The organism is Thiothrix nivea DSM 5205 (assembly GCF_000260135.1).
GTDB lineage: Bacteria > Pseudomonadota > Gammaproteobacteria > Thiotrichales > Thiotrichaceae > Thiothrix > Thiothrix nivea.
Window position 1 is genome coordinate 2,569,688 of record NZ_JH651384.1, and the last position, 11,773, is coordinate 2,581,460.

Annotated in this window: 8 protein-coding genes and 1 riboswitch; of the genes, 4 read left to right on the forward strand and 4 right to left on the reverse strand. The window is 56.4% G+C overall.

The genetic code is table 11. The features are described 5' to 3' along the window. Positions 1–16: 16 nt before the first annotated feature. The 4 genes from pyk to tkt all read right to left on the reverse strand — a co-directional run bounded on the left by pyk (position 17) and on the right by tkt (position 6,011). Positions 17–1,459 carry a pyruvate kinase gene (pyk, locus tag THINI_RS12925; RefSeq protein ID WP_002709011.1) on the reverse strand — a complete coding sequence of 481 codons (1,443 nt, stop codon included), beginning with the start codon at positions 1,457–1,459 and terminating at the stop codon, positions 17–19. Positions 1,460–1,571: 112 nt separating this feature from the next. Beyond that, positions 1,572–2,753, reverse strand: coding sequence for a phosphoglycerate kinase (locus THINI_RS12930; RefSeq protein WP_002709012.1), 1,182 nt, complete (start codon positions 2,751–2,753; stop codon positions 1,572–1,574). Between the two features lie 168 nt (positions 2,754–2,921). Next, positions 2,922–3,926 (reverse strand): type I glyceraldehyde-3-phosphate dehydrogenase, encoded by a 1,005-nt coding sequence (gene gap, locus THINI_RS12935; RefSeq protein WP_002709013.1) that lies wholly within the window; start codon positions 3,924–3,926, stop codon positions 2,922–2,924. An 84-nt stretch (positions 3,927–4,010) separates the two neighbouring features. Continuing rightward, a complete protein-coding gene (gene tkt, locus THINI_RS12940; protein WP_002709014.1) occupies positions 4,011–6,011 on the reverse strand; it encodes a transketolase in 2,001 nt (666 codons plus the stop codon). 407 nt (positions 6,012–6,418) lie between these two features. Then, positions 6,419–6,494: riboswitch (S-adenosyl-L-homocysteine riboswitch) on the forward strand. A 26-nt stretch (positions 6,495–6,520) separates the two neighbouring features. On the opposite strand from tkt, the gene metK reads away from it, so the two are divergent. The 4 genes from metK (at position 6,521) to metF (ending at position 11,571) form a co-directional block, all read left to right on the forward strand. Further along, positions 6,521–7,684, forward strand: coding sequence for a methionine adenosyltransferase (gene metK, locus THINI_RS12945; protein ID WP_002709015.1), 1,164 nt, complete (start codon positions 6,521–6,523; stop codon positions 7,682–7,684). Positions 7,685–7,704: 20 nt separating this feature from the next. Then, the gene (gene ahcY, locus THINI_RS12950) at positions 7,705–9,111 is read left to right on the forward strand and encodes an adenosylhomocysteinase (RefSeq protein ID WP_002709016.1); all 1,407 of its coding nucleotides are present in this window, start codon (positions 7,705–7,707) and stop codon (positions 9,109–9,111) included. A gap of 121 nt (positions 9,112–9,232) precedes the next feature. Further along, a complete protein-coding gene (locus tag THINI_RS12955) occupies positions 9,233–10,654 on the forward strand; it encodes a class I SAM-dependent methyltransferase (RefSeq protein ID WP_002709017.1) in 1,422 nt (473 codons plus the stop codon). 2 nt (positions 10,655–10,656) lie between these two features. Next, positions 10,657–11,571, forward strand: a complete 915-nt coding sequence (gene metF / locus THINI_RS12960; RefSeq protein ID WP_002709018.1) for a methylenetetrahydrofolate reductase [NAD(P)H] — start codon at positions 10,657–10,659, stop codon at positions 11,569–11,571. Positions 11,572–11,773: the final 202 nt, after the last annotated feature.

The following is an 11,773-nucleotide window of genomic DNA, read 5'->3' on the forward strand; positions in this document are numbered from 1 at the left end:
GCTATACGTTTTGGCCTTAGCCATTCTGGTGTTCGCCGACACGCAATATCTTCAGCTGGTTGGTGCCGCCCTTGATGCCCATCAGGTCGCCTTTGGTGATGATGACCAGATCGCCTTCCTCGACGATGCCTTCATCCATCATCAGCTCGACCGCCTGACGATTGGCTATTTTGGGGTCTTTGAGCGGCTCGTGCAATTTCACCGGGTAAACGCCCCGGTACATGCTGACCCGCCGCGCCGCCGCATCAGTGGAAGTCAACGCATAAATCGGGATGCCCGAACTGATACGCGACATCCACAGCGGGGTGGAACCGGATTCCGTCAACGTGGCAATCGCGCGTACCCCCATGTGGTTGGCGGTGTACATGGTGGCCATGGCGATGGCCTCATCCATGCGTTCGAACCGGTCTTCCATGCGATGCCCGGATTTGCGGGTTTCGATGGAGGTTTCCGCTTCCTTGCAGATGTTGGCCATGGTTTGTACGACCAGTGCTGGGTGTTTGCCGGTGGCGGTTTCGCCGGACAACATGACCGCATCCGTGCCGTCGATGACTGCGTTTGCCACGTCGAACACCTCCGCCCGGGTAGGGATGGGGTTATCGGTCATGGTTTCCATCATTTGCGTGGCGGTAATGACGGCGCGGTTGAGGGTGCGGGCGCGGCTGATCAGGCATTTCTGTGCCCGTGGCAGCTTGGCGTCACCGATTTCCACGCCCAAATCGCCGCGCGCAATCATGATCACGTCGGAAGCCAGGATGATCTCGTCGCGGGTGGCGTCTTCCATGGTTTCAGCGCGTTCCATTTTGGCGACGATAGCGGCTTTGCTGCCCGCTTCCACAGCCAAACGGCGGGCTTCGTGGATGTCGTCAGCGCTGCGCGGGAACGATACCGCAAGGAAATCCACCCCGATGCTGGAAGCGGCAGCAATGTCTTCCTTGTCCTTGTCGGTCAGAGCGGCGGCGCTCAGGCCACCACCACGGCGGTTCAAACCCTTGTTGTTGGACAGGACGCCGCCATTGACCGCGCGGGTATGGATTTCACTGCCTTGCACAGCGGTGATTTCCAGAACGATGCGCCCGTCATCCAGCCAGAGTTCATCCCCAGCCTTAACGTCATGGATCAGTTCTTTGTAACCCAGGCCAACCCGCTCTTGGGTTCCGGCGTCATTGGCCAGTTCCGCATCCAGAATAAACGGGTCACCCGGTTGCAGGGTGATTTTGCCATCCTTGAAGCGGGCAATGCGCAATTTTGGGCCTTGCAGGTCGCCCAGGATGCCGACCACGCGCCCGGCCTTTTTGGCCAGTTCGCGCACCAGTTCCGCACGCGCTGCGTGTTCTTCATGCGTGCCGTGGGAAAAATTCAGGCGCACGACATCCACACCTGCCCGGATAACGGCCTCAATGGCTTCCGGTGTGTTTGTAGCTGGCCCCAAGGTCGCTACAATTTTAGTCCTTCTCAATGTTATACCTGTAACTGTGTGCTGAAATGGCTAGTTTATGCTTGTTCTGTGACGTTTGTTATAGGGGAATGGCCGCAGGGGCGAAAAATCTTTCTCCCCTGCGGATGGCTTGTTAGCCTTTGGCGCGCTCTTCCAGCATGGCAACTGCCGGGAGGGTTTTGCCTTCCAGATATTCGAGGAAAGCACCACCTGCGGTAGAAATGTAGGACACTTTGTCGTAAATGCCGTACTTCTGGATCGCCGCAATGGTGTCGCCACCACCTGCCAGTGAGAAACCTTTCGCATTGGCGATAGCCATGGAAACAGTCTTAGTGCCTTCGCCAAACTGGTCGAATTCAAATACGCCGACCGGGCCGTTCCAGACGATAGTGCCTGCTTTGGCGATGATGTCAGCCAGTTCCTGTGCGGATTTAGGGCCGATGTCGAAGATCATGTCGTCATCTTCCACTTCATCGGCATTTTTCAGGGTGGCAACCGCTGTTTCGCTGAATTCCTTGCCGCAAACCACGTCAACCGCGATTGGAATGTTCGCGCCGCGTGCTTTCATCTTTTCGATCAGCGCCTTGGCGGTGTCAACCAGATCGTCTTCGCACAGGGATTTGCCGACATTGTGACCCATGGCTTTGAGGAAGGTGTTGGCGATACCACCACCGACAACCAGCTGTTCGCACTTTTCAGACAGTGCTTCCAGAACAGTCAGCTTGGTGGAAACTTTGGAACCGCCAACGATAGCCACCATTGGGCGTGCCGGGTTGGCCAGCGCCTTGTCCAGTGCGATCAGTTCTTCGGTCAGCAGGATACCGGCAGCAGCGACTGGCGCGAACTTGCCCGCGCCGTGGGTAGAAGCTTGCGCACGGTGGGCAGTGCCGAAAGCGTCCATCACGAATACATCGCACAGGGCAGCGTATTTCTTGGCCAAATTTTCATTGTCTTTCTTTTCGCCAGCATTGAAACGGACGTTTTCCAGCAAAACAACTTCGCCTTCCGCCACGTCGAAACCACCGTCGAGGTAATCCTTGACCAAGCGCACTTCTTTACCCAGTTTCGCGCTCATGTCGTCAGCAATCGGCTGCATGGAATTGGCTTCATCCACTTCACCCTCGGTAGGGCGACCACGGTGGGACATGACCATGACTTTCGCGCCCGCTTGCATGGCGTGCTCAATCGTCGGCATGGAAGCAGTAATTCGGGCGTCGGACGTTACCTTGCCGTCTTTGACAGGCACGTTCAGGTCGGCACGGATCAGGACACGTTTGCCAGCCAGATCCAGATCGGTCATTTTGATGAAAGCCATGTGATGCAGCTCCTTTGGAATTTCAAATCAGTCAAATAAAGCGTGAGGTGATTTATTTGACGGGTCTGAAGATAGCCCCTCCCCGACCCTCCCCTGATAAGGGGAAGGGGCGAAGAGAGGCTCCACCTCTTGTTCCTCCCCTTATCAGGAGAGGTTAGGAGGGGTTTCTTAATTAGCTGCTACGTGCTCAACAAAGCGCAGCATATTGGCCGTGTAGCCGTACTCGTTGTCATACCAGGAAACCACTTTCACGAAAGTGCCATCCAGCGCGATACCGGCTTCTGCGTCAAAGATGGAAGAGTAGCCAACGCCACGGAAGTCGGTGGAAACCACTTTCTCATCGGTATAGCCCAAGGTCTTGCTCATGTCGCCGCTTTCGGAAGCTGCTTTCATGGCCGCGCAGATGTCAGCGTAAGACGCTTCGCTGTTCAGCTCAACGGTCAGGTCAACCACGGAAACGTCAGAAGTCGGTACGCGGAAAGCCATACCAGTCAGTTTGCCATTCAGTTCAGGCAGCACCACGCCAACCGCTTTGGCTGCACCGGTGGAAGACGGGATGATGTTTTCCAGGATACCACGGCCACCGCGCCAGTCTTTCTTGGAAGGGCCGTCAACAGTTTTCTGGGTAGCCGTTGCAGCGTGAACGGTAGTCATCAGGCCACGTTTGATGCCCCACTTGTCGTTCAGGACTTTCGCTACCGGAGCCAGGCAGTTGGTGGTGCAGGAAGCCGCAGAAACGATCGCCTGACCCGCGTAAGTCGCGTGGTTTACGCCGTAAACGAACATCGGGGTTTTGTCTTTGGAAGGCGCGGACATGACCACTTTCTTCGCGCCCGCAGCGATGTGCTTCTGGCAGCTTTCGTCAGTCAGGAAGAAACCGGTACATTCCAGCACGATGTCAACGCCAACGTCACCCCAAGCCAGGTTGGCTGGGTCAGTTTCAGCCGTCAGGCGAATGGTTTTGCCGTTAACCACCATGTTGTTGCCGTCAACGCCAACGTCACCGTTGAAGCGACCGTGTACGGAGTCGTACTTCAGCATGTATGCCAGGTAATCAGCGTCCAGCAGGTCGTTGATGGCAACCACTTCGATGCCAGGGAAGTCACGTGCGATTGCGCGGAAAGCCATACGACCGATGCGGCCAAAACCGTTGATACCTACTTTGATAGTCATGAATTGCTCCTCATTGAAATTCACTCAAAACAAACTCAGCGGCAGGCTCCCCCTCTCTCAGGAAGCCTGCCTTGCATTTTCTGCTTACGCGACAGCGTTGATGGCGTTCAGCACGTTATCCACGGTGAAACCGAACTGTTCAAACAACTGGTTGGCTGGCGCTGATTCACCGAAGGTGGTCATGCACACAACCTTGCCGTTCAGGCCGACATACTTGTACCAGCCGTCGCCGATGGCGGCTTCCACCGCCACGCGGGCAGTCACGGCAGCAGGCAGTACGGATTCCTTGTAAGCCGCATCCTGCGCGTCGAACACGTCAGTGGAAGGCATGGAAACCACGCGCACTTTCTTGTCAGACTTGGCAGCCGCCTGCATGGCTAGATCCACTTCGGAACCGGTGGCGATAACGATGACATCAGGTGTGCCGTCAGTGTCTTTCAGGACGTAACCACCCTTGGCGATGTTGGCAATCTGCTCAGGTGTGCGGGTCTGGTGCTTCAGGTTCTGGCGCGAGAAGATCAGGCAGCTGGGGCCGTCCTTGTATTCAATCGCGTGTTTCCAGGAAACAGCCGTTTCCACCGCGTCACAAGCACGCCATACGGACATGCGCGGGATCATGCGTAGCGTTGGAATTTGCTCGACCGGCTGATGGGTCGGGCCGTCTTCGCCCAGACCGATGGAGTCATGGGTGTAAACGAAGATGCTCTGGATTTTCATCAGCGCTGCCATACGCAGGGCATTACGTGCGTATTCAGAGAACATCAGGAAAGTCGCGCCGTAAGGCAGCAAACCACCATGCAGGGCCATGCCGTTCATGATGGCGCTCATGCCGAACTCGCGCACGCCGTAAGACAGGTAGTTGCCGCTGAAGTCCTGCGCTTTGCCGTGGCCAGCACTGATGTGCTTGCTCATCTTGTTGAAGGTGTTGTTGGAAGGCGTCAGGTCAGCAGAACCGCCGAGGAATTCAGGCAGCAATGGCGCAAACGCATCCAGCGCATTCTTGGAAGCCACGCGGGTCGCTGGGGACTCAGCTTTCGCATCAATCGCAGCAATCGCCTTGGCAGATTCATCCGCCCAGTTAGCAGGCAGCTCGCCCGCCATGCGGCGCTTGAATTCAGCCGCTTCCGCCGGGAATGCTGCTGCGTAAGCGTCGAACTTCGTGTTCCAGTCAGCTTCAGCCGCGCCGCCTTTTTCTTTCGCATCCCAACCGGCATAAACTTCGGAAGGAATTTCGAACGGGCCATGCTTCCAGCCCAGTGCTTCGCGGGTCAGGGCGATTTCGTCGTTGCCCAGTGGTGCGCCGTGGCAATCGTGGGAACCAGCCTTGTTGGGGGAGCCGAAACCAATAGTGGTTTTGCAGCAGATCATGGAAGGCTTGCCGGTTTCAGTGCGGGCAGCTTCAACCGCTGCCTTGATGGCATCCGCATCATGGCCGTCAACACCCGCAACAACGTGCCAGCCGTAAGCTTCAAAACGCTTAGGGGTATCGTCAGTAAACCAGCCGTCCACTTCACCGTCGATGGAAATGTTGTTGTCGTCGTAGAAGCAGATCAGTTTACCCAGACCCATGGTGCCAGCGAAAGAGCAGGCTTCGTGGGAGATGCCTTCCATCAGGCAGCCATCGCCCAGGAATACGTAGGTGTAATGGTCAACGATGTCGTGACCCGGCTTGTTGAACTGTGCTGCGAGGATTTTTTCAGCCAGCGCCATGCCGACGGCATTGGTGATGCCCTGACCCAGAGGGCCGGTGGTGGTTTCAACGCCCGGCGCATAGCCATACTCAGGGTGGCCAGGGGTTTTGGAATGCAATTGGCGGAAGGCTTTCAGGTCATCCATGCTCAGCCCGTAGCCGGTCAGGTGCAGCACGGAGTATGGCAGCATGGAACCATGACCATTGGACATGACGAAACGGTCACGGTTGGCCCAGTCAGGATTCTGCGGGTTGTGGGACATGTAGTCGTTGTAGAGCACCTCGGCAATGTCGGCCATGCCCATGGGCGCACCCGGATGCCCGGAATTTGCTTTTTGTACGGCATCCATAGCAAGGACGCGGATTGCGTTAGCCAACTCGCGGCGTGTAGTCATTGACGGGTCTCCTGTAGTTTTCAAATATCACGGTCAGCCAGGCAAGCGGCATGGCTGGAAATGTGGCGAGTGCAAGATTCCGATACTGCCTGTCACAGTGAAAGGATGCAGTTCAGTATGGGGTTCCTGCATTGCCCGGAAGTCAACTGCTACCCCGTAAGCGCGACCAAAGCGGCGTAACAGCGCCTGTTGTATAATTATTATTCAGACATGTTAAAGCTCTTGTATTGTGGCGAACTTCTCGATATGGGGCAACTCCCCCATCTTGGATAGATAACCGGCTTAAATGATGAATTTTTTATTACCTTAACAGCTACGGAATAATGCAAGTGGGTCAAGTTTTCGCTATTATACTGCCCGTCGGTGATTTGAAGGGCTTTTTAGTCACTGCAAAATCATCCTTCCCATTGTCTGAGGAGCGCTGCGACGGGACGCCCGCCAGGCTCAGATCATGGCACTTACATACAACGGCGCTCAGTCATTTTACTTTTTACTGATGGAGAACTTTAATGACTGAGAGAAGCTACCTGTTTACTTCCGAGTCTGTTTCCGAAGGCCACCCGGACAAAATGGCGGATCAGGTATCCGACGCCATTCTGGATGCCATCATCGCCAAAGACCCGTATGCACGTGTTGCCTGCGAAACCATGACAAAAACTGGCATGGTCGTGCTGGCGGGTGAAATTACCACCACCGCTGAAATTGACTACGAAGGTATCGTGCGCGGCGTTGTTAACGACATCGGCTACAACAATTCCGAAATTGGCTTCGACGGCCACACTTGCGCAGTCATCAACGCACTGGGCAAGCAATCCCCTGACATTGCCATGGGCGTTGATCGTGCCAAGCCTGAAGACCAGGGCGCGGGCGACCAGGGCCTGATGTTCGGTTACGCCAGCAACGAAACTGACGTGTTGATGCCAGCCGCACTGACCTACGCCCACCGCTTGGTGCGCGTGCAGTCCGAAGTGCGCAAGAACGGCACGCTGCCATGGCTGCGCCCGGATGCAAAATCGCAAGTCACCGTGCGCTACGAAGGCGGCAAGATCGTTGCCATCGACGCGGTTGTCCTTTCCACCCAGCACAGCCCTGACATCAGCCTCGACGACCTGCGCGAAGGCGTGATGGAACACGTCATCAAGCCGGTACTGCCGGAAGAATGGCTGCACGCTGGCACCCAATACCACATCAACCCAACCGGCAACTTCGTCATCGGCGGCCCGGTCGGTGACTGTGGCCTGACTGGTCGTAAAATCATCGTTGACACCTACGGCGGCATGGCCCGTCATGGCGGCGGCGCATTCTCCGGCAAAGACCCATCCAAGGTTGACCGCTCTGCCGCCTATGCTGGCCGCTATGTAGCGAAAAACATCGTGGCAGCCGGTCTGGCCGACCGCTGCGAAATCCAGGTCTCCTACGCCATCGGTGTGGCGCAACCGACTTCCATCACGGTAGAAACCTTCGGCACCAACAAGGTTGACGAAACCCTGATCGAAGCGCTGGTACGCGAACACTTCGACCTGCGTCCTTACGGCATCACCAAGATGCTCGACCTGCTGCGCCCCATGTATCGCGGCACGGCGGCATACGGTCACTTCGGTCGTGACGACCTCGACCTGCCATGGGAACGCACCGACAAGGCTGACGCACTGCGTGATGCTGCTGGCCTGTAAAAAGATTAGGAGACTACAACATGACCACTTTTAACGACTACATCGTAGCCGACATGAACCTTGCTGCCTGGGGCCGCAAGGAACTCAACATCGCCGAAACTGAAATGCCCGGCCTGATGGCCATCCGCGAAGAATACGCTGCTTCCAAGCCACTGGCAGGCGCACGTATCGCCGGTTCCCTGCACATGACCATCCAGACCGGCGTGCTGATCGAAACCCTGCAAGCGCTGGGCGCGGAAGTGCGTTGGGCATCCTGCAACATCTACTCCACTCAGGATCACGCGGCGGCAGCCATCGCTGCAACCAACACCCCGGTATTCGCGTTCAAGGGCGAATCACTGGCGGAATACTGGGATTTCACCCACAAAATCTTCGAGTGGCCAAACGGTCAGCAAGCCAACATGATCCTGGATGACGGCGGCGACGCAACCCTGCTGCTGCATCTGGGCGCTCGGGCGGAAAAAGACCCGTCAGTAGTCGCCAACCCGACCTCCGAAGAAGAGACTTATCTGTACGCCGCGATCCGCAGCCGCCTGGAGTCTTCCCCGAACTGGTACAGCACCCGTCTGGCGGAAATCCGTGGTGTGACTGAAGAAACCACTACCGGCGTACACCGCCTGTACCAGATGCACGCACGTGGCGAGCTGAAATTCCCGGCGATCAACGTCAACGATTCTGTCACCAAATCCAAGTTCGACAACCTGTACGGCTGCCGCGAATCGCTGGTTGACGGCATCAAGCGCGCCACCGACGTGATGGTCGCAGGCAAGATCGCGGTTGTGTGCGGCTACGGCGACGTGGGAAAAGGTTCCGCGCAAGCCCTGCGCGCCCTGTCTGCGCAAGTTTGGGTCACTGAAATCGACCCGATCTGCGCCCTGCAAGCCGCAATGGAAGGCTACCGCGTCGTGACCATGGATTACGCTGCCGACAAGGCCGACATCTTCGTCACCGCCACCGGCAACTTCCACGTCATCAACCATGACCACATGAAGGCGATGAAAGATCAGGCGATCGTCTGCAACATCGGCCACTTCGACAACGAAATCGACGTTGCCAGCCTCGAACAGTACGAGTGGGAAGAAATCAAGCCGCAGGTCGACCACATCATCTTCCCTGACGGCAAGCGCATCACCCTGCTGGCGCAAGGCCGTCTGGTGAACCTGGGCTGCGCGACCGGGCATCCGTCTTACGTCATGTCCTCCTCCTTCGCCAACCAGACCATCGCGCAGATCGAACTGTGGACCAAACGTGATAGCGGCGAATACCCGATCAACGTCTACACCCTGCCGAAGCATCTGGATGAGAAAGTTGCCCGCTTGCAGTTGAAGAAACTGAACGCGCAACTGACTACCCTGACTGAATATCAGGCAAAGTACATCGACGTTGCGGTAGAAGGGCCTTACAAGGCGGATCATTACCGTTATTAAGAACCCCTCACCCCAGCCCTCCCCTTATCAGGGGAGGGAGTAAGAGGGCGGTGCACCTTCCTGTTCCTCCCCTGATAAGGGGAGGCTAGGAGGGGTTTCTTTCTCAGAGGGCTAAATCAGTATGCAAAATGAGCGGGTCGTCTGGTACGAACCCCAGCCTGCAACCACAGATGCCTGTACCGTATGCGGCAATACGCAGCACAACCATCTGGTTTTGCAGGTTGCCCATTGGGTCAAGGATATGGGCATGATGCAGGTAGCTTTGTGCGGGGCGTGTGGCAGCGCATGGTTCCCTGATATGGAGCGTTATCTGGTTCCTTACCCTGACCAGAACATCATTTTGCAAGACCCTGATTTCCCCTACTACATTTACCATTACCTGGAAATGGTGGGTGGGCTGGACTGGAAAGTCAGCCTGCTGGAGCGTCTGCCTTTTACCGGTTTTCAATCCGTACTGGAAATCGGCTGCAATGCTGGTGTCATGCTGGATTATTGCCGGACGATGTGGGATGCCACGACAGTCATCGGGCTGGAACCTTCGGCCTACGGCGTGATGGGTGGAAAATTGCTGGAGATACCCATCCAGTCCCATTACCTGCGGGATGCGCCCGAGGTACAGGGGCGGCGGTTTGACTTCATCTACGCGACGGAAGTGCTTGAGCATGTGCAACAGCCGCTGGAGTTTCTGCAAGAGCTTCGTCAGTACCTGACCGATAATGGCGTGGTAATGCTGACGACCCCTCGGGCAGGAGCATTGAATACGCAAACCCCGCCGGGAGAACTGCTCGCAGCCCTTTCGCCGGGAGCGCATTATTTCCTGCTGTCGCCGGAAAAGCTGGCTGATCTGGCGCAACAGGCCGGATTTAGCTGGCATCACATCGAGCCTTTTGGCATGACGCAAATGGCGGTGTTGTCCCGTCAGCCAGTAGCGTTACGCCCCTGGTTCGACGTAAAGGAGCGGATTCGGGAATACTACCAGCGCAAAACCCGGTTAGCGGTGCAGGATGCGCGAGTGCAACTGGGGCATTGGATCAACTACCATACCCATACCGCGCAGGCAGACATTCCCGTTGAAGAGAATGTGGTACTGGCGATAAAAAGCAGGTTGCGGCATCTGTTCGGTATTGACCTGCAACAACCGCAAGCATTGCTGGAACAGGTTTTGGCGGCAGACTCGCTGGTTGGCATGGGCAAGGCAATGCCGTATGCCTTGCCGTTCTACCTGTATTGGCAGGCGCGGCAACTGCCTGATTCAGACCCAAGGGTATGGCAGTATTTACAATTGGCCGAGATTTGCGCCCTGCAAGGCTTGAAGGTGGATTTCCGCAACCTGTTTGTCTACCACGCTCTGGTGATGCAGATCGAAAAAGTCTTGCCGGTTCGCCCGGTTCCGCAGCCGGATCATGCCTGGCCATTGCTTGCCCGGCAGATACGAGAGTCGGTTCCTGAATTGCAAACGCCCTCGCCACCTGTTGTTTCCAGTGTATTGGGCCAGATTAAATCCCGATTGAAGCGGGTTGGATCCCGCTGGATGAGAGTTTAGTTATGAATGATTTACACGAGCACGAGCATGAGCATGAGCATGAGCATGAGCATGAGCATGAGCATGAGCACGCGCAACGTGACGACCTGATCTTCAGCTTTGAGTTTTTCCCGCCCAAGACCGAGAAGGGCGTGGAAAACCTGCGGGCGGTGCGCACCCAACTGGCGGAACTGAAACCGCGTTTCTTTTCCGTCACTTACGGCGCGGGCGGTTCCACGCAGACCAATACGCTGAATACGGTGCTGGAAATCCAGCGCGATTCCGATATTGAAGCTGCGCCGCACCTGTCGTGCGTGGGTTCCAGTGCGGAGCAAATCCGCGAGATTCTGGAAACCTACCGTGATAACGGCATCCGGCATATCGTCGCCCTGCGCGGCGACCTGCCATCCGGTACGCGCGACATCGGCGAATTCCGCTACGCCAACGAGCTGGTGGAATTCATCCGCAAGGAAACCGGTGACCACTTCAACATCGAAGTGGCAGCCTACCCGGAGATGCACCCGCAAGCGCCGAACCTGAAGGTCGACATCGACAACTTCGTGCGCAAGGTCAACGCCGGAGCCAACAGCGCCATCACGCAGTATTTCTACAATGCGGATGCGTACTGGCACTTCGTCGACACTTGTGCCGACAAGGGCGTGGACATTCCAATCGTGCCCGGCATCATGCCGATCACCAACTACACCCAACTGGCGCGGTTTTCCGACATGTGCGGGGCGGAAATCCCGCGCTGGCTGCGCAAGCAACTGGAAACCTACGGCGATGATGTCGAGTCGATTGCCAAATGCGGCGAGGAATTCGTCACCTTACTGTGTGAAAACCTGTTGGAAACCGGCGCGCCGGGGCTGCATTTCTACACCATGAACCGGGTTGAGCCGACCATGAGTATCTGGCGCAACCTAGGCCTATCGGAATAGTTTCCGACCAAAGCTGTTCCTTATCAATCAAGGTGCGCTCTTGCAGCGCACCCGCCCCGAGTATGGCCTTTAGCTGCCCCCGAAGCTGCCATCACACTATATATTGTATGCGAGAAATACCGGGAGCACATACTTATGCACATTTGTCAACTTTTGGTAATATCGTTTCAGCACATCGGCATAACCACTTGTTGGCATTCCA

Excerpts from the sequence above, each read along its gene's own strand:
- THINI_RS12930 (WP_002709012.1), bottom strand. The coding sequence starts at position 2,753 with ATGGCTTTCATCAAAATGACCGATCTGGATCTGGCTGGCAAACGTGTC.
- metF (WP_002709018.1), top strand. The coding sequence starts at position 10,657 with ATGAATGATTTACACGAGCACGAGCATGAGCATGAGCATGAGCATGAG.
- gap (WP_002709013.1), bottom strand. The coding sequence starts at position 3,926 with ATGACTATCAAAGTAGGTATCAACGGTTTTGGCCGCATCGGTCGTATG.
- tkt (WP_002709014.1), bottom strand. The coding sequence starts at position 6,011 with ATGACTACACGCCGCGAGTTGGCTAACGCAATCCGCGTCCTTGCTATG.
- ahcY (WP_002709016.1), top strand. The coding sequence starts at position 7,705 with ATGACCACTTTTAACGACTACATCGTAGCCGACATGAACCTTGCTGCC.
- THINI_RS12955 (WP_002709017.1), top strand. The coding sequence starts at position 9,233 with ATGCAAAATGAGCGGGTCGTCTGGTACGAACCCCAGCCTGCAACCACA.
- metK (WP_002709015.1), top strand. The coding sequence starts at position 6,521 with ATGACTGAGAGAAGCTACCTGTTTACTTCCGAGTCTGTTTCCGAAGGC.